Genomic DNA, 17,983 nt, shown 5'->3' on the forward strand with positions numbered 1-17,983 from the left:
GGCAACACGAAAGGATCTGAAACGTGATTGGACGTTTACGCGGCTCTCTTGCCGAAAAACAGCCTCCGCATCTGGTGCTGGATGTCAATGGTGTCGGTTACGAGCTGGAAGTGCCGATGACGACGCTTTATCGGCTGCCGCATGTCGGCGAGACGGTGACATTGCATACCCACCTGGTGGTCCGCGAGGACGCGCATCTGCTCTATGGCTTCTACGAAAAGCGCGAGCGCGAGCTGTTTCGTGAGTTGATCCGACTGAACGGGGTGGGCCCCAAGCTGGCGCTGGCGTTGATGTCCGGTCTGGAGGTCGATGAGTTGGTGCGTTGTGTCCAGGCGCAGGACACGTCGGCGCTGACGCGAATTCCGGGCGTGGGCAAGAAAACTGCCGAACGCCTGCTGGTCGAGCTCAAGGATCGTTTCAAAGCCTGGGAGTCGTTGCCAGGCACTTTTACACTGGTTTCCAATGGCCCGAATCAGGCCGAGCCTGTGGCGTCGGCTGAGTCCGATGCGGTCAGTGCACTGATTTCGCTGGGCTACAAACCTCAGGAGGCAAGCAAGGCTGTCTCCGCGATCAAGGAAAAAGATTTGAGCAGTGCGGACCTGATTCGCCGCGCGTTGAAGGGGATGGGTTAAGTGATAGACGCCGACCGCCTGATAACCGCCGCTGGCGGCCGTGATCGTGATGAACAGATGGACCGTGCAATTCGTCCGCTGAGCCTTGCCGATTACATCGGCCAGCCGACAGTCCGCGAGCAGATGGAGTTGTTTATCCAGGCTGCCCGCGGCCGTAATGAGGCGCTGGATCATACATTGATCTTTGGCCCGCCCGGTCTGGGCAAGACCACGCTCGCCAATATCATCGCTCAGGAAATGGGCGTGTCGATCAAGAGCACCTCCGGCCCGGTGCTTGAACGCCCGGGTGATCTGGCGGCAATTCTCACCAACCTTGAACCCAACGATGTGCTGTTCATCGATGAGATTCATCGTCTGTCACCGATTGTCGAAGAAGTGCTGTATCCGGCCATGGAAGACTTCCAGCTCGACATCATGATTGGCGAAGGCCCGGCTGCGCGTTCGATCAAGCTTGATCTGCCGCCGTTTACACTGGTGGGTGCGACCACTCGCGCGGGTATGCTGACCAATCCGCTGCGCGACCGTTTCGGCATCGTTCAGCGGCTCGAGTTTTATAATATCGCCGATCTATCCACGATCGTGTCGCGCTCTGCGGGCATTCTGGGGCTGGTCATCGAGCCGCAAGGTGCTTTCGAGATCGCCAGACGCGCCCGTGGTACACCGCGTATCGCCAACCGTCTGTTGCGTCGGGTAAGGGATTTCGCCGAGGTGCGTGGTAATGGGCAGATCACCCGGCAGACCGCTGACAAGGCCCTCAACCTACTGGACGTCGATGAGCACGGCTTCGATCATCAGGACCGGCGTCTGCTGCTGACCATGATCGAGAAGTTCGACGGTGGTCCGGTAGGTGTCGACAGCCTTGCGGCGGCCATCAGTGAGGAGCGTCATACAATCGAAGACGTGCTTGAGCCCTATTTGATCCAGCAAGGCTATATCATGCGCACGCCTCGCGGGCGTGTGGTTACCCGCCATGCGTATCTGCATTTCGGGTTGAATGTCCCTTCGAGGATGGGGGAGATACCGGTACCGGACGATTTCGGTGACGAGCCTGTGGATTTATAGCAATGGTTTGCAATTTATTTGCGGTCGGCGTGGTCACATTGCCAGTCCGGTTGCCGATACCGGTAATAAGTGGCAAAACGTTGAAAACAGTTGCCTGACCCGATTGGCAACCTGAGGAGTAAGCTCTAGAGTATGCGCGCGCAAAACGGGGTTCAGTCGTTCGCACATCGCTGTCGCGTTTATTACGAGGACACCGATGCCGGCGGCATCGTCTACTACGTCAATTATCTGAAATTCATGGAGCGGGCTCGTACCGAGCAACTACGGGAATTGGGCTTTGCCCAATCCGGAATGGCGCAGGAAAACCTTTTATTTGTCGTGCACTCCAGTGAGGCGCGTTATCACAAGCCTGCACGGCTGGATGACGAGCTGCTCGTCAGTGCAGCAGTAATCGAATTGAACCGTGTCAGCCTGCGCTATCAACAGCAGATCAGGCGGGCGTCGGATGCAACGCTGCTCTGTGAAGGGCAGTTCCTGGTGGCGTGTGTACGCGCCGATAGTTTTAAACCCCGGGCCATTCCCGAAGCTCTGCGAGCGGCCCTTGCCGACCAGAGCGGCGCGGGCATACATTCAGAGCAGGAGATAAAGCGTGGAAGCTAACGTCGTCGACCATTCCTCCATGTGGAGTTTGGTCAGCAATGCCAGCATTGTTGTTCAGTTGGTAATGCTGATTCTGGTGGCTGCTTCGGTCACTTCGTGGATCGTGATTTTTCAGCGCAGCAATATGCTGCGCGCAGGTCGGCGCGCACTGGACAGCTTTGAAGAGCGTTTCTGGTCGGGTATCGACCTGTCCAAGCTGTACCGGCAGGCGGGTAGCAATCCCGATCCCGACTCGGGCGTCGAACAGATCTTTCGTGCTGGTTTCAAGGAATTTTCCCGTCTGCGTCAGCAGTCCGGTGTCGATCCTGATGCGGTCATGGAAGGTGTGGCGCGCGCCATGCGGGTAGCTATTTCCCGCGAGGAAGAAAAGCTCGAAGCAGGTTTGCCGTATCTGGCGACCGTGGGATCTACCAGCCCGTATGTCGGCCTGTTCGGTACGGTCTGGGGGATCATGAACTCCTTCCGCGGTCTGGCGACTGCCCAGCAGGCAACGCTGGCCACCGTTGCGCCGGGTATTGCCGAGGCGCTGATTGCAACGGCGATCGGCCTGTTCGCAGCCATCCCGGCCGTTATTGCCTACAACCGTTTCGCCGCGCGCAGTGAGACCTTGATCAGCCGTTACTACACGTTCGCTGACGAGTTCCAGGCCATCCTGCACCGTAAAGTGCACACCAGCGAAGAGTGAGCAGGTAATTCCCCATGGCTTTAATCGCTCGAGATCGTCGCAGAAAACGCAAGCCGGTCGCCGAAATGAACGTAGTGCCCTACATCGATGTGATGCTGGTGTTGCTCGTCATTTTCATGGTGACGGCTCCCATGATCAACCAGGGCGTGAAAGTCGACTTGCCCAAGGTCTCCAGCGAGGCTTTGCCGCAAGACAACAACAATCAGGTCCTGACCATTTCGATCAAGGCTGACAAGACCTATTACTGGAACCTTGGCAGCGAAGTCGATACCGACAAGCAGATGGACAAGGCAATGACCCTGCCGCAGCTGACTGCCGCAGTGACCAAGATCGTCGCTGCCGGTCGTGATGCAGGCAAGCAGACACAGGTGTTCATTCGTGGTGACAAGACCGTTGATTACGGCTCGGTCATGGGCACGATGGGCGGGCTGCAGAAGGCTGGGGTCGGGAATGTTGGCTTGATTACCGAGGCACCCTGATGCAGCCGATTCGAGAGCCGTCCGCCTCGGAGAGCTACTTCTGGCCCAGTGTCTGGGCCGTGGCATTGCATATTCTGATTTTCGGCATGCTGTTTGTCAGCTTTGCCATGACTCCGGATCTGCCCGAAGCCAAGCCTATCGTTCAGGCAACGCTCTATCAGCTCAAGTCCAAGAGCCAGGCCACTACCCAGACCAACCAGAAGATTGCCGGTGAGGCGAAGAAAACTGCTGCGCGACAGACTGAAGTCGAGCAGCTGGAGCAGAAGAAGATCGAGCAGCTTAAACAGGAAGCTGTAAAAGCTGCGGAACAAAAGAAAGAAGAGTCGGCTCAAAAAGCCGAAGAGCAAAAAGCTGCCGATGAAGCCAAAAAGGCCGAACAAAAAGCAGAAGAGGCCAAAAAGGCTGACGATGCCAAGAAAGCCGATGAAGCGAAGAAGGTGGCCGACGCCAAAAAGCTCGAGGAGAAGCAGCTGGCTGATATAGCCAAGAAGAAGGCTGAAGACGAGGCGAAGAAAAAAGCCGAAGAAGACGCCAAGAAGGCTGCTGCCGAGGAAGCCAAGAAACAGGCGGCTGATGAGGCAAAGAAAAAGGCCGCAGAAGACGCCAAGAAAAAGGCTGCCGAGGACGCGAAGAAAAAAGCCGCTGCAGATTCCGCCAAGAAGGCGCAGGAAGCAGCTCGCAAATCCGCCGAAGACAAGAAGGCGCAAGCACTGGCCGATTTGCTGTCCGATAAACCGGAACGGCAACAGGCTCTGGCTGACGAGCGGGGCGATGAAACGGCTGGCAGTTTCGATGACCTGATTCGTGTCAGGGCTTCCGAAGGCTGGAGTCGTCCACCATCGGCACGTAACAACATGTCGGTAACGTTGCAGATCGGGATGTTGCCGGACGGTACGATTGCTTCCGTATCGATTGCCAAATCCAGTGGTGACGGGCCGTTCGACAGCTCTGCGGTTGCTGCGGTGAAGAACATTGGACGTTTGACAGAAATGCAGGGTCTGAAGCCGGCTGACTTCGCTCCCTATCGTTCATTCAAGATGACATTCACACCTGGAGATCTAGCCTTGTGATCAACCTTTTTCGAGGACTGCTGGTCGTTCTCTGTTTCGCATCCGCAATGGTGTCGGCAGAAGAAAAGAACATTCTGGTCACCAGCGGCAGTGACCGCGCAGCACCGATTGCCGTTGTGCCATTCGGTTGGCAGGGCGGTAACGTGCTACCTGAAGACATGGCAGAAATCGTGAGCAACGATCTGCGCAACTCCGGCTATTACGCGCCGATTCCCAAGCAGAACATGATCAGCTTGCCGACCCAGGCCAGCGAAGTCATTTTCCGTGACTGGAAGGCGCTGGGTGCACAGTACGTCATGGTCGGCAACATTACCCCTGCCGGAGGGCGTCTGCAGATTCAGTACGCGCTGTTCAACGTGGCCACCGAGCAGCAGGTTCTGACCGGTAACGTGTCGGGCACCAACGATCAACTGCGCGACATGGCGCATTACATCGCCGACCAGTCGTTTGAGAAGCTCACCGGTATCAAGGGTGCGTTTTCGACCCGTATGCTCTACGTGACGGCCGAACGCTTCTCGGAGAACAACACGCGTTACACCCTGCAGCGCTCGGATTACGACGGTGCTCGCGCGGTAACCCTGTTGCAATCCCGTGAGCCAATCCTGTCGCCGCGCTTTGCCCCGGACGGCAAGCGCATTGCCTATGTCTCGTTCGAACAGAAGCGTCCACGCATTTTCGTTCAGCATATCGATACCGGTCGCCGCGAGCAGATCACCAACTTCGAAGGCCTGAACGGTGCACCTGCCTGGTCGCCGGATGGCAGCAAGCTGGCATTCGTTCTGTCCAAAGACGGTAACCCAGAAATCTATGTAATCAATCTGGCCTCGCGTCAATTGAGTCGCGTCACCAACGATTCTTCGATTGATACTGAACCTTTCTTCGGTAAGGACGGGTCTACGCTATACTTCACGTCGGACCGTGGCGGCAAGCCACAGATCTACAAGACAAACATTAATGGCGGCGGTGCCGAACGTGTAACGTTCGTGGGTAACTACAATGCCAACCCGAAATTGTCAGCCGATGAAAAGACGCTGGTAATGATTCACCGGCAGGACGGCTTCACTAATTTCAAGGTAGCAGTGCAGGATTTGGCCCGCGGTAGCGTAAAAATCCTCACAGATAGCAACCTTGATGAGTCGCCTACTGTTGCGCCCAACGGCACCATGGTAATCTACGCCACCCGCCAGCAGGGCCGGGGAGTCTTGATGCTCGTGTCCATTAATGGACGCGTAAGGCTCCCGCTTCCTACCGCTCAAGGCGAAGTCAGAGAACCTTCCTGGTCCCCTTACCTGAACTGACGCGGCGCTACACGATTTGCTTAACACACTGGGGTTCATTAGGAGTTTCAAGATGGAAATGCTGAAGTTTGGTAAATTTGCTGCGCTGGCTCTGGCCATGGCTGTAGCTGTAGGTTGCTCGTCCAAAGGCGGCGACAACGCCGGTGCAGGCGGTGCTGTTGACCCTAACGCTGGTTACGGCGCCAACACTGGTGCAGTTGACGGCTCCCTGAGCGAAGAAGCTGCTCTGCGCGCAATCACCACCTTCTACTTCGAATACGACAGTTCGGACCTGAAGCCAGAAGCCATGCGCTCCCTGGACGTGCACGCCAAAGACCTGAAAGCTAACGGCGCTCGCGTTGTTCTGGAAGGCAACACCGACGAACGTGGTACTCGTGAGTACAACATGGCACTGGGCGAGCGTCGTGCGAAAGCCGTTCAACGCTACCTGGTTCTGCAAGGTGTTTCCCCAGCTCAGCTGGAACTGGTTTCCTATGGCGAAGAGCGTCCAGTTGCTACCGGCAACGACGAGCAGTCCTGGGCTCAAAACCGTCGCGTCGAACTGCGTAAGTAATTTGACATGCGAACGTGCCGACGTGCTCTAACCGTTTTGGCCCTCGCCCTCCCGTTTTCAGCGTTGGGTGCGGCACCTGTGGTCGATAACAATTCTGGCTCTGGCAGCAGCAGTTATCCGCCAGCGGGTTATGGCACGTCCGGCGCCTATGCCGGGGGAGGGGTTACGGCCCCTGCCTCGGCACAAGGTCAGCTGTTCATGCAGTTGCAGCAGATGCAGGACGAAATCGCGCGTTTGCGCGGTGTTGTCGAGGTCCAGCAGAATGACATCCAGCGTATGAAGCAGGAAGCTCTGGAGCGTTATCAGGAACTCGATCAACGTATAGCCAGTGGCGCAGCCGCTCCGGCTAACAATAATTCTCAACCTTCTGGTGGCGCTATCGACGCCAGTGGGACGCCGGCGGCCTCAGCGGCTCAGCAGGCACCTGCAGCAGGCACCGAGCCTCCTGATCCGGCGAAGGAAAAGCTGTATTACGAAGCGGCCTTCGATTTGATCAAGGCAAAGGATTTCGACAAGGCCAGTCAGGCCTTCACCGCTTTCCTGCGCAAATACCCGAACAGCTCCTACGCGGGCAATGCCCAGTACTGGCTGGGTGAGGTAAATCTGGCCAAGGGCGACCTTCAGGGTGCCGGTCAGGCGTTCGCCAAGGTCAGTCAGCAGTATCCGAAGCACGCCAAGGTGCCTGATTCGCTTTACAAGCTGGCTGACGTCGAGCGTCGCCTGGGTCATACCGATAAGGTAAAAGGCATATTGCAGCAGGTTGTTGCCCAGTATCCGGGTACTTCAGCTGCACAATTGGCGCAACGAGATCTTCAACGTCTTTGATGTTCTGACCCGTTAATCAAGAAAGCCGCGCTAGTCGCGGCTTTTTTCGTTAGAATCTCGCACCCGAAATTCCGGTACACCTTACGCTTTTCCGGATTCTGCGATTGCAGGGTTCCTTGAAGTGCCTGACGGAGGCGGACGGCCTGTTTAGCTGTTACGCCCGTGGCTGATATGCAAGACACATTACGCATCACCGAAATCTTTCACTCGTTGCAGGGTGAAACCCGTACGGCTGGCCTGCCCACCGTATTTGTCCGCCTGACCGGCTGCCCATTGCGCTGTCAGTACTGCGACAGTGCCTACGCGTTCAGTGGCGGCACCATTCAGACGCTGGATGACATCGTCGGGCAAGTCGCGTCCTATCGTCCCCGCTACGTTTGTGTCACCGGCGGCGAGCCGCTTGCCCAGCCCAACGCTATTCCATTGCTCAAGCGTCTTTGTGATGCGGGCTATGAAGTGTCGCTGGAGACCAGTGGTGCGTTGGATATCTCGGCAGTGGACCCTCGCGTCAGCCGCGTCGTCGATCTCAAGACCCCAGGGTCGAAGGAAGTCGCACGCAACCGCTACGAGAACATGGCGTTGCTGACGCCAAACGATCAAGTCAAGTTCGTGATTTGCTCGCGTGAGGATTATGACTGGGCGGTCTCCAAGCTGATCCAATACGGCCTCGATGGTCGTGCTGGCGAAGTCCTGTTTTCGGCCAGTCACCACGAACTGAAAAGTCGAGATCTTGCGGACTGGATCGTTGCCGACAACCTGCCGGTACGCCTGCAGATGCAATTGCATAAAATTCTTTGGGATGACGAGCCGGGGCGCTGATATGAGTGAATTCACCAACACCGAAAAAAGAGCCGTGATCCTGCTGTCGGGTGGCCTGGATTCCGCGACCGTCGTCGCCATGGCGCGTGCCGAGGGTTACGCCTGCTACACCGTGAGCTTCGACTACGGTCAGCGCCATCGCGCCGAGCTGGATGCGGCCGCACGCGTTGCTCGCGACCTGGGTGCGGTCGAGCACAAAGTCATTGGCCTGAACCTCAACGGCATTGGCGGCTCGGCATTGACCGACAGCACCATCGCCGTGCCGGAGTCGCCCTCCGAGGGCATTCCGGTAACCTACGTACCTGCACGCAACACGGTGTTCCTGTCGCTGGCGCTGGGCTGGGCAGAAGTGTTGGGTGCACGGGATATCTTCATCGGGGTCAATGCTGTGGACTACTCGGGCTATCCGGATTGCCGTCCCGAGTTCGTCGAGTCGTTCGAGCGTATGGCCAACCTTGCCACCAAGGCCGGTGTGGAAGGGCAGGGCTTCACGATCAGGGCACCGCTGCAGAATATGAGCAAGTCGGACATCGTCAAGGCAGGCACTGCTTTGGGAGTCGATTATTCACTGACAGTTTCCTGCTACCAGGCTGATGATCAGGGCCGCGCCTGTGGCAAATGCGACAGCTGTCGCCTGCGCGCAGGCGGCTTTACGGCTGCCGGTATGGCAGACCCGACACGTTATTTTTAAAGTTTTCAAAAAAGGTGTTGAATTACTGATAAAAATCAGTAATATACGCGCCACACAACAGAGGGTCGTTAGCTCAGTTGGTAGAGCAGTTGGCTTTTAACCAATTGGTCGTAGGTTCGAATCCCACACGACCCACCATTTCAAAAATCTGGAAGGCCCATGAAAATGAGGATTTCCGGATTTTTTTTTGCGTTGCGGATCGTCATGGTCGGATAGCGGCTCTGCGCATCCGTCATCGGGCTGATGCAACGCTCTGTAAAAATTGGTAAGTCTTTCGAAGCCGAAGGCAGGCGATACCGTTTGAGCGCGATGCGCACCCAGACAAGCAGCCGTCTGTCGCAAAACATAGCGCCGGCAAGCCTTGATGTCAAATTGCAAGTCGGAATGCTGCTTCAGAGCTACTGGAGGCCGCGCATATTTTTTCATCATGACGCCGTGCGTGGCTGTTATCGGCTGTCTTGCAGGTTTATTGAAACTGAACACATCGCTCTGGCGAGCGCTCATGATGATGGCATTTAGAGATCCGCCGCGCCGTCGACTCACTTTACAGATCCACTGCTCCAAGGGATCCTGTAATAGCCGTCGGGCAATTGAATAGATGCCTTGCCTTCGCTTATTGTGGCTGTGTCCTCCTCAGCTGCAATCTGAACAACAATTTCGCCAGCAGCCTTTTCACTTATCCAGCGACCGATATCCTCCAATTCGCCGAACCCATATTCCATTTCCGGTCCGTCCGATATCAAACTCAATGCCTGCGCTTTGGCCTCGTGTGAGGTTACGAGCTCGTTATGACCAGAAACTGGTGTGGAGTTTGATACATTGATCAAAGGCGCGGTCGACATCAGCTCAAGACGCTCCGCTACTTTATCATCGGCTTTTTTGGCCTCACTCGTTTCGGTTGTCGCCGGTTGCGGCTCTGTCCCGGATACCAAGCTCAACCGCGATCCTGCGCTGCCAGCCGCAGGGCCTGAACCTTTGGGGATTACCGGTCTAACTAGATAATTTATCTTGGCCTGTTGTTGACCTCTTTCATTCATAACTTCTCGCATCAGATCGTAGTCTAGTTCTATGTACTCCATCGTCGTCGCTATATTTGAATGATTCAGCAGATTCTTTGTAATGTGAATATTACGCTCGGGCTGCCTCATCAGTTCGCTGGCTATCGTGTGCCTGAAGCGGTGCGGTGTCATGCGCGTGCCAGTCATATTGGTCAGCTTTTTGTACATGGCTTCCACCTGATCAGAGTTCATATGCTCTCGTTTGTAACGACCGGAGAATCTGTTGATATTGAAAACTTGGTCAGTACCAGAAAAGCCAATCTTCTTGGCTGTGTCCATCACCCGCACCAGATGCGGCATCATTCCATCAGGTATTGGAATCATAAACTCCCGGTGCGTTTTCTCTGTTTCTCCCCTCACTCTTATCCGTCTCTGTCCCAGATCTACGTTTTCGTACCTCAAGCACAGCAACGCGTTGAGTCTTATGCCTGTGTAGTAGAAGGTTTCAAACACTGCCAGCCAGAACCATGCCGGAGTGATCTCTGATCGTTTTCCAGTCGATAGTTCCTCTTGTACGAGAAACCTTAGCCAGTTGCGTGCCCGAACAATGACGTCGTTCCCAATCGTCTTCTTCGGACGTTTGGTAGGCATGACACGGGTATCCTTTAGCGGATTTACTTTCAGCTCGACAAGCCCGTGCTCCATTGCGTACCTGAACACCGTCCGCAGATGGCTTGAGTAAGTATTCCAGCTCCGCTTGGAGATCCTTGCCAGTTCCGATCGGTGCCATTCGAGCATGTCTCGATGAGTGGTTTCGCAGGCTAGGCATTCGCCAAAAAAGCTCACGTACGCTTTCGTAGCCGCTCTGTAAATCTTCACTGTGTCAGGATGAAGGTCATGGGTGAGGATGTACTCCTGGGTCAGTTCCGGACCTTTCACGTACTTGAATCGGTATGGCTGATCCAGAGGCCCGTGCCATGGATGCCAGATAGTGCCATCGGCGAGTTCAACCTTGACGTCTACCGCAATCTTGCCCAAGTCGTGGACGAGCGCACCATAGGCCGATGCTGCAGACCATGTTTCTGACTGGGCCGCCTGCGACTCGGGCGGTGCTCCGATGGGGAGCAGATACATTTGCTGTATCTTCAGCGCGTAGGCGACGATCTCGAGACCGTGATCCAGCATGCCACCATGATATGCATGGTGATGATTCTCAGAGGCAGGGAGATGCTGCACCAAGGCCGCGTAGCTCTTGAATGCCTGCATGTAAAGCGTCTCGAACTGCTCACGAGGCAGAGAGGTCCGCTGCCAGATGTTTTCAATCAACTGACGCCGTCGGGAAGTCGACAGCAACGCGTCGGGGGATTCTGGTTTGAAAAAGCCTGCAGCAGCATTGGACGAGATCGGAGAGGCTTTTCTTCGCGTGAAGAAACTAAGCATGTAGGCACCCATGATGAAGTCATTGGTGGGCCTTTTGCTTCATATGGCTCAGCGTGACAAGTCGAAACCTATATCCGTCCTGGAAAGGTTATATACATAAGACACCACTTGATTGGTTGGGATCCAAGAGTGTTAGTAATCGGATATTGCCATGCTTGCGTATAAGAATTTAGCTTCCAAGTACCTGTTAAGTAACATTTTTTTTTTTTGAGTTTAATTTTTATGGAGGCCGCCTCGCGTACCCTTTAGCCATCCATTTTCGGCGGACTCGCCGGCCTTTTCGGGTAAGGCACTTACCCTTATTTCCCATTCCATTCAAACCCTTGGCTTTGCCATTTGCTTCAGCCCATTTCGCCCATTTCGCCCCTTTCGGAGCGAACGTGGGTAGACGAAGGCGGACAGCCCTGGTCGAGTCGAAGCGCAAAGCATGGGGCAGTCAAAGCCCAACAGGCAATTGCGCCACGCGGCCTATCCTGGCCGCTTGTTCGACAAACCCAGATAGGTTAATTAGCGAGAAGTCCGGTGCATCTAGAACCTGCGGGGATGCAGCAGATCCGCCCAGACACCCATTTCAAATCCGAGATTGGCGGTAATGCGTGCTGATATCGAATCGAAGACTAACGGCCACTAGATGCCAGTAGCACGCGAAACGAAAGGCGTAATGCTTGGTGGGAAACTTTGGGCATGATCAATCCTCACGTTGGCCTTCATCGCGTGAACGATCAGTGCCAACTCAAAAGTGTGGCGAGACTATGACGCAAAAAATAGGGGTTGATGACGTTTCAGAATGACTCGATGCGCAGATGTCATTACCCATACATTAGAGGGGTATTTCGAGTTTCGGAATTTCGATCAACTGACTGGTTTGTCGTGGAGATCGCGGGAAGCGCCTTCGAGGGTTTTCCACAAGCTGCGCATTGTGGGGTTCTCGTTGCTTAAGGAGCAGTAAGAGCGTATCTCCAGTCGCGTACTCCATTCATCACCACCAGCTTTCACCAACTCACCTCGCTGAAGCTCGTTAATCACTGCGCTTTGTGGCAACCATGCTACGCCATACCCCTCTATCGCCATGCGCATCAAAAGCATCGCCATGTCTGCCTCGTAACAGCGCTCCAGCAAGGTAACACTTGGCCCATTTTTGATGACTATGTCGGCAACGCGTCCTAAGAAAGTTGTGGCCGTATAAGCGAGGTGTGGAACAGATTTTACTGAGGTACCGGGCAAGCGATACAGCGGTTGTCCCTTGCCGTCAGGGGCACACAACGGAATGAAAGCGTCATGTCCCAAAGTTAGGCTGGCGAATTTTGCTGGATCCAGAAGTATGGGGGCCAGGGGATGATGGTAGACGATCATCAGGTCGCATCCCCCTTCCTCCAAGGCAATAACGGCATCATGAATATTCGCGGCGACGACTCGGGCGTTGAACTGCTCGTTGTGCTGCTGAAACTGGGTTAACCACTTCGGTAGAAACGTCATCGACAAGCTGTGGCCTGCCGTGACCTGGATGGATCGCCCTGGCATCCGTTCCACCTCGCGCAGACTTGAGCGCAGCCTCATTAGTCCAGCCAATGCCTCGCGACTTTCGTCACAAAATGTACGGCCAGCAGGGGTCAGTTGAACAGGATAGGTGCCTCGATCCACTAACTCCGCACCTACCCATTCTTCTAATGACTTTATACGTCTCGACAAAGCCGACTGGGTCACACATCGAATCTCCGCAGCCCGCGAAAAATTCTTCCACTCTGCGACCGCCAGAAGATCGTCCAGCCATTTGATTTGCATATTGTCACCCCATATCCCGAATGAGCAGTTTACTGCCGCGCAGTCCGGGTAAGGGATCGATTTCGAAAACTATTCCAAAAGCGCATGGGCCTATTAAGATTACTCATCATGACCCTACAAACCCGACCATAGAATCGAAAACGTAGAAGCCAGACCGAAGAGCTTCGATCGAATGACACTTTTCTCCTGCCAAGTAAAAAAGCAAAAAAACTACTTGAGGATAGCTCTGTGAAGAAAAATAAACTTCCGCGTCGGATCGCAATTGGTATCGCCTCAGGTGTGCTTGTCGGTTGGGCGTGCCATCACTTCGCAGGAAGCGAACAAAATGCTAAAGATATTGCTTCTTACTTCTCGATGGTCACTGACATCTTTTTACGCATGATCAAGATGATCATCGCGCCTCTCGTGTTCGCCACCTTGGTCGGCGGCATTGCCAGCATGGGAAACTCCCGCTCGGTTGGACGTATTGGCTTGCGAGCCATGGCATGGTTCGTTACCGCGTCGGTAATCTCACTAGCAATCGGCATGGGCCTGGTGAATCTGTTCCAACCTGGCGTAGGAATGAACATGGAGGTCGTCCAGCACGCGGCAACCCCCCTGTTGAACACTGGGGACTTCAGCCTTAAGATTTTCATCAGCCACGTGTTTCCACGCAGCATTGCTGAAGCAATGGCCAACAATGAAATCCTTCAAATTGTGGTGTTCTCGTTGTTCTTCGGTTTTGCCTTGGCGACTGTTAAACGAGCAGGTTATACAACGATAGTCGATGGCATTGAAGAGCTGGCCAAGGTGATGTTCAGGGTCACGGACTTCGTCATGGCCTTCGCGCCCGTCGGCGTTTTTGCAGCCATCGCATCAGCTATCACCACCCAAGGCCTCGGATTGATTGTTGATTACGGAAAGCTAATTGCCGAGTTCTACTTGGGGATCGTGATTCTGTGGTGCGGCTTGTTCGCTGCTGGCTACATGTTTCTAGGACGCTCCGTATTTACGTTGGGTAAGCTGATTCGAGAACCTCTCCTGTTGGCGTTCTCTACTGCTAGTAGCGAGTCTGCATATCCCAAAACCATGGAGGCACTGGAGAAATTTGGTGCGCCGAAACGAGTTTCCAGCTTCGTACTACCGCTGGGCTACTCATTCAACCTTGATGGTTCAATGATGTATCAAGCGTTCGCCATCATGTTCATCGCCCAAGCTTACAACGTCGACCTTAGCTTCACACAGCAACTTCTCATCTTGCTGACGTTGATGATCACCAGCAAGGGAATGGCAGGTGTAGCTCGAGCATCGGTGGTTGTGGTGGCGGCGACGTTGCCGATGTTCAACCTCCCCGAAGCCGGAATTCTGTTGATCCTTGGCATTGACCAATTCTTTGATATGGCCAGGACTGCAACCAACGTGGTTGGCAACAGTATCGCGACAGCCGTGGTGGCCAAATCAGAACCAGATGAAGAGGTCGAAGACCAAGCCGAAAAGATTGAGTCCCAGACTTCTACTGTAGCTACCGCTTGAGAGCCTAGAGATGAAAGGTAAATCGAAGCCGTCCAGCAAGTCGTCGTTTGCTCGCAAACTAGGTATCGTCGGTGGACTTGGCTCACTGGCCGGCGGCGACCTTTTCTATAAACTGGTGAAGTCCAGAGCGGTTTTGGAAGATCAAGGCCGCTATCACTTCTTATTTGAGCAGCACCCTTTCAAGGACGTCCTGATGCCGTTGGATCGGACCGCCTACATGACCTCCAGGAAGTTCTATGTGTTCCAGGTTTGCCAGACGTTCGAGGCTAGCGAAGTCAATGCAGTCTTACTGCCTTGTTTCGCCAGCCACACCTTTCGAGAGGAGATCCAGGAAGAGCTAGGCATACCTGTCTTGGATATGATGAAGGCATTGCGCAAGCACGTCGATTATGTCGCGGAGCCTGGTACCACGTTGGGCATCGTCGCTTCTGACTACGTTCGGCACTCAGGGTTGTTTGAGCGATATTTTAGTACCGACTTCAAACTGGTCTATCCCCATGAGAGCGAGCAGTCTGGGTTGATGGACGCCATGTATGGGGTGGACGGTATTAAAGACGGACACCTCACTGGGTTACCATTGGAGTGCGTGTATCAGGCATGCCTCTCGCTCCAAGCTCAGGGAGCTACAATAATCCTGCCCGGTATGACGGAACTCTCGTTGGTCTGCGGTGATCTTCAAAGACGTGGTCTGACCGTCCTAGATATCAACGAGATTTATGCCACTTTTGCCACTTCGGAAAAAGGCCAGTCAACCCGCCCGCCATTCAAGCTTGGGATCTTGGGCGGAGTTGGGCCGGCGGCAACGGTCGACTTCATGGGTAAGATCGTGGCGCATACACCAGCAGGTCGTGATCAAGAGCACATCAAAATGGTGGTGGAACAAAACCCCCAGATTCCTGATCGAACAGCCAATTTGCTGCATGATGAAACTGATCCGACGATGGCGATGTACGCAACCTGTAAGCGACTGGAAAGCGCTGGAGCCAATGCCATAGCAATTCCATGCAATACTGCTCATGCATTTGTTAAGCGCATCCAGGCACACCTGCGTGTGCCTATAGTGAACATGCTAACTGAAACGATAGAGGCAATCGTACACAAGTATGGCACAGGCAAAACCGTTGGCTTGCTTGCGACCTCCGGGACGATAAAAAGTCAGGTGTATCATGAGGCAGCCCGGCGGGGTGGCCTGCAAATCATCATCCCAGGCACAGACTACCAAGCGCTGGTGATGGCGTCGATTTACGGAGACTACGGAATCAAGGCGGGTTTCACTGAGGGCATCTGTAAAGATCAGTTACTGACCGCCGCAGAGCATTTATGTGAGCTGGGTGCAGACGTACTCATTCTGGGGTGCACAGAGCTACCCCTGGTGCTTGAGCACAGCGAGTCCTACATGATCAAAAATTACGAGGTCGCATTAGTTGATCCGACAACTATTTTGGCATTGAGATGCATTAAGATAGCACAGGAAAATACAGCAAAGCCAACTCAGCAAGATGCCCTTTAGGCTTAGAAAGGTCCTCTTTGAAGTCAAATTCCGCTTTAGTCAAAAAAGGCCTTTGTTGGGCCGATTCTATTGAAAAAGTCGGAAGTGGTTTTCACAGCAGAAAAGTACGCGCCTTAGCTTAAAATCTAGAATCGGCGCAGAGGTATTCGGACTCAGATTTCACGTGGCAGCGCATAAAAAAGACGCGTTCACCGATCAATATGCTGGCGGTTTGTATGCGTCCGGCCAAGTCATCTACCCAGCCCTGCGAGGCCAAGACATGGTGTACACTTTAATTTAGGTGGACACCAGTTCTAGCTTTTTAAGCGGGTATTTCATGCAGCCACAACGCCTACCCTACTCCAAGTCCTTTAAGGCCCAAGTCATTCAAGAGTGTGCCCAGCCCGGCGGTTCTATTGCCAGCATCGCGCTCAGCCATAGCCTCAACGCAAACCTCGTCCATAAATGGATTCGGGTACAAGCGCAGAAAAACAAGGCGTCGCAATCTGCGTTTATTCCGTTACCCACGCAGCTAGCTGGAGTAAATTCGCAAGCTGCATCATCGAATATCTGCGTTGAGATCCAGCACCCGCGTGGCACCGTCAAAGTGAACTGGCCAACTGAAAGTGCTGCTGCGTGCGCGACCTTTCTTCGAGACCTGCTGCGATGATTCGCATCGACTCCATCTGGCTCGCTACCGAGCCGATGGACATGCGAGCAGGCACCGAGACCGCGTTGGCCAGAGTGATAGCGGTGTTCGGTGCGGCGAAGCCGCACTGTGCTTATCTGTTCGCCAACCGCCGCGCCACTCGTATGAAAGTGCTGGTGCATGTCCGTGCGTATGAACGGGCATGATCCGTATGCTTATCTGAAGGACGTTCTGACTCGTCCGCCGACGCAGCGGTCGAGTGAGATTGAGCAACTGCTGCCACATAAGTGGATGCCGGCCTAGTCATGCAAGACGCAGTGGCTGGACGCTTGCTGTCTAGGGAATGACGTGAGGCGATGAACGAGCGACGACGCCTATTATCGGCATCATCCTGGGCAGCTCAACTGTTCAGGGTGAAGCTCAATGGAAAAGAGTGTGCTGTTCCTGGCCAGGTAGTAATGCTCCTGATAAAGCTTGAGCCTGCGCATCATCGCCAGCAACTGCGGTTCCTTGCAGGCCAGTTGCTCCAGATCACGGCGTATTCTCGCCTCCATGCCGGCCTTGCGTTCCTCGGAGAGACTGCTCGCTGCTAAGTCAATCTTGTAGCGGTAGAAAATCGTGTCACTGTACGTCAAACCCACGTACTCAAGAGTGGTAATTGTATCCAGTTGCTTTGGCAGAGTCGCGTCCAACTGGGCGAGGCGTTGGACCAGCAGCGCCTGTTGGGTCACCTTCTCCTGCTCGGCCTTGAGCGCGAAATAGCGTCCAATCCCGGCAATCAGTACCACCGCAGCGATACCCAGATAGAAATTACGCGGGTTGCGCCTCTTCTTCGGCGCCAGCTTCATCAACATCTTGAATGACTCGTCCTGAGCATGAAAACGCCCCTAATGGAACTAGGGGCTACGGGTAAAAACGGCATAGTTTGACACAATACCCCTCGGGAGACCCTAGTGAAACAATAGGAGTGATCATGTCGAAAGGAGCCGGCTCCTCCAGCTTTGAGGCCGAATCTATTGAGCCGCAATGGGAAGAGCTGCGAGTCAGTCACCAGCCACTGGGTCAACAGATCTATGACCTGTGGGTTGTCGTGGATGTGAGCAAAGCGTGCGTTGTTGATCACGTGCAGCTCAAAGATATTGTGTGGCATTGGGGCGCATTCTGCGGAGCGGTTCGTCTGATAGCGTGCGACGCTTAAGGGTTGGATGACGCAATTCGTCCGTGACGGCGCGTAATCTGCCGACAAGGCTGCAGAGCTAGACACACGTGTTGAGGCTCTAAACCTTGCGTGAAAGAATGTAGAACGACGCGATGCTGGCCTGTGTGGCGAGGCTTTCAATTCGCCCGCGAGAGTACGGAGCCTTGTGCACCTGGTAACTGATCAATGCTGCGCCGATCA

Annotated in this window: 20 protein-coding genes, 1 tRNA gene and 2 pseudogenes; 18 read left to right on the forward strand and 5 right to left on the reverse strand. The window is 54.4% G+C overall.

What is annotated here, in order from left to right; all coding sequences use genetic code 11:
• Nucleotides 1-23 precede the first annotated feature (23 nt).
• From ruvA to MME58_RS07110, 12 genes are all read left to right on the forward strand, one after another.
• Nucleotides 24-632: a Holliday junction branch migration protein RuvA gene (gene ruvA / locus MME58_RS07055; RefSeq protein WP_004657901.1), complete on the forward strand. Its 609-nt coding sequence runs from the start codon at nt 24-26 to the stop codon at nt 630-632.
• A complete protein-coding gene (gene ruvB, locus MME58_RS07060; RefSeq protein WP_054984754.1) occupies nt 633-1,694 on the forward strand; it encodes a Holliday junction branch migration DNA helicase RuvB in 1,062 nt (353 codons plus the stop codon).
• 132 nt (nt 1,695-1,826) lie between these two features.
• Nucleotides 1,827-2,294: a tol-pal system-associated acyl-CoA thioesterase gene (gene ybgC / locus MME58_RS07065; RefSeq protein ID WP_055006868.1), complete on the forward strand. Its 468-nt coding sequence runs from the start codon at nt 1,827-1,829 to the stop codon at nt 2,292-2,294.
• Nucleotides 2,284-2,979 (forward strand): protein TolQ, encoded by a 696-nt coding sequence (tolQ, locus tag MME58_RS07070; protein WP_002554655.1) that lies wholly within the window; start codon nt 2,284-2,286, stop codon nt 2,977-2,979. Before ybgC ends, tolQ begins: the two co-directional genes overlap by 11 nt.
• 14 nt (nt 2,980-2,993) lie before the next feature.
• Entirely contained in the window at nt 2,994-3,458 is a 465-nt protein-coding gene (gene tolR / locus MME58_RS07075; protein ID WP_002554654.1) for a protein TolR, read from the forward strand.
• A complete protein-coding gene (gene tolA, locus MME58_RS07080) occupies nt 3,458-4,528 on the forward strand; it encodes a cell envelope integrity protein TolA (protein ID WP_054984756.1) in 1,071 nt (356 codons plus the stop codon). The genes tolR and tolA overlap by 1 nt, the downstream gene beginning before the upstream one ends.
• A 47-nt stretch (nt 4,529-4,575) precedes the next feature.
• On the forward strand, nt 4,576-5,826 hold the full coding sequence (gene tolB, locus MME58_RS07085) for a Tol-Pal system beta propeller repeat protein TolB (protein WP_216597196.1): 1,251 nt from the start codon (nt 4,576-4,578) through the stop codon (nt 5,824-5,826).
• Between the two features lie 52 nt (nt 5,827-5,878).
• Nucleotides 5,879-6,379 carry a peptidoglycan-associated lipoprotein Pal gene (gene pal, locus MME58_RS07090; protein WP_002554651.1) on the forward strand — a complete coding sequence of 167 codons (501 nt, stop codon included), beginning with the start codon at nt 5,879-5,881 and terminating at the stop codon, nt 6,377-6,379.
• A 6-nt stretch (nt 6,380-6,385) separates the two neighbouring features.
• Nucleotides 6,386-7,204 carry a tol-pal system protein YbgF gene (ybgF, locus tag MME58_RS07095; protein WP_055006869.1) on the forward strand — a complete coding sequence of 273 codons (819 nt, stop codon included), beginning with the start codon at nt 6,386-6,388 and terminating at the stop codon, nt 7,202-7,204.
• A gap of 171 nt (nt 7,205-7,375) precedes the next feature.
• Nucleotides 7,376-8,023: a 7-carboxy-7-deazaguanine synthase QueE gene (gene queE, locus MME58_RS07100; protein WP_054984767.1), complete on the forward strand. Its 648-nt coding sequence runs from the start codon at nt 7,376-7,378 to the stop codon at nt 8,021-8,023.
• 1 nt (nt 8,024) lies between these two features.
• A complete protein-coding gene (gene queC, locus MME58_RS07105; protein ID WP_055006870.1) occupies nt 8,025-8,714 on the forward strand; it encodes a 7-cyano-7-deazaguanine synthase QueC in 690 nt (229 codons plus the stop codon).
• Between the two features lie 62 nt (nt 8,715-8,776).
• Nucleotides 8,777-8,852, forward strand: a tRNA-Lys gene (locus MME58_RS07110).
• Between the two features lie 2 nt (nt 8,853-8,854).
• Here MME58_RS07110 and MME58_RS07115 read toward each other — a convergent pair.
• The 4 genes and pseudogenes from MME58_RS07115 to MME58_RS07135 form a co-directional block, all read right to left on the reverse strand.
• Complete coding sequence (locus MME58_RS07115) at nt 8,855-9,061, reverse strand: hypothetical protein (protein WP_054984759.1); 207 nt, start codon at nt 9,059-9,061, stop codon at nt 8,855-8,857.
• A gap of 192 nt (nt 9,062-9,253) precedes the next feature.
• Nucleotides 9,254-11,164 (reverse strand): TraI domain-containing protein, encoded by a 1,911-nt coding sequence (locus MME58_RS28000; RefSeq protein ID WP_162491472.1) that lies wholly within the window; start codon nt 11,162-11,164, stop codon nt 9,254-9,256.
• A gap of 433 nt (nt 11,165-11,597) precedes the next feature.
• Nucleotides 11,598-11,838 (reverse strand): annotated as a pseudogene (locus MME58_RS07130) (isocitrate lyase/PEP mutase family protein); the annotation flags it as partial.
• 166 nt (nt 11,839-12,004) lie between these two features.
• The gene (locus tag MME58_RS07135) at nt 12,005-12,934 is read right to left on the reverse strand and encodes a LysR substrate-binding domain-containing protein (RefSeq protein WP_054984761.1); all 930 of its coding nucleotides are present in this window, start codon (nt 12,932-12,934) and stop codon (nt 12,005-12,007) included.
• A 228-nt stretch (nt 12,935-13,162) separates the two neighbouring features.
• On the opposite strand from MME58_RS07135, the gene MME58_RS07140 reads away from it, so the two are divergent.
• From MME58_RS07140 to MME58_RS07160, 5 genes and pseudogenes are all read left to right on the forward strand, one after another.
• Nucleotides 13,163-14,446 (forward strand): dicarboxylate/amino acid:cation symporter, encoded by a 1,284-nt coding sequence (locus tag MME58_RS07140; RefSeq protein ID WP_054984762.1) that lies wholly within the window; start codon nt 13,163-13,165, stop codon nt 14,444-14,446.
• 10 nt (nt 14,447-14,456) lie between these two features.
• A complete protein-coding gene (gene cuyB / locus MME58_RS07145) occupies nt 14,457-15,956 on the forward strand; it encodes a cysteate racemase (RefSeq protein ID WP_055006872.1) in 1,500 nt (499 codons plus the stop codon).
• Nucleotides 15,957-16,272: 316 nt separating this feature from the next.
• Nucleotides 16,273-16,605: an IS66-like element accessory protein TnpA gene (tnpA, locus tag MME58_RS07150; protein ID WP_233590926.1), complete on the forward strand. Its 333-nt coding sequence runs from the start codon at nt 16,273-16,275 to the stop codon at nt 16,603-16,605.
• Nucleotides 16,602-16,790 (forward strand): IS66 family insertion sequence element accessory protein TnpB, encoded by a 189-nt coding sequence (tnpB, locus tag MME58_RS27760; RefSeq protein ID WP_054984764.1) that lies wholly within the window; start codon nt 16,602-16,604, stop codon nt 16,788-16,790. Before tnpA ends, tnpB begins: the two co-directional genes overlap by 4 nt.
• Nucleotides 16,768-16,887: pseudogene (locus tag MME58_RS07160) on the forward strand (transposase domain-containing protein); the annotation flags it as partial. The gene tnpB and the pseudogene MME58_RS07160, both read left to right, overlap by 23 nt.
• An 83-nt stretch (nt 16,888-16,970) precedes the next feature.
• Here MME58_RS07160 and MME58_RS07165 read toward each other — a convergent pair.
• On the reverse strand, nt 16,971-17,438 hold the full coding sequence (locus tag MME58_RS07165) for a hypothetical protein (protein WP_055006873.1): 468 nt from the start codon (nt 17,436-17,438) through the stop codon (nt 16,971-16,973).
• A 119-nt stretch (nt 17,439-17,557) separates the two neighbouring features.
• On the opposite strand from MME58_RS07165, the gene MME58_RS07170 reads away from it, so the two are divergent.
• Nucleotides 17,558-17,782 (forward strand): hypothetical protein, encoded by a 225-nt coding sequence (locus MME58_RS07170; RefSeq protein ID WP_054984765.1) that lies wholly within the window; start codon nt 17,558-17,560, stop codon nt 17,780-17,782.
• Nucleotides 17,783-17,983 lie beyond the last annotated feature (201 nt).

It is taken from the genome of Pseudomonas syringae pv. tagetis (assembly GCF_022557255.1).
In the GTDB taxonomy this organism is placed as follows: domain Bacteria; phylum Pseudomonadota; class Gammaproteobacteria; order Pseudomonadales; family Pseudomonadaceae; genus Aquipseudomonas; species Aquipseudomonas caricapapayae.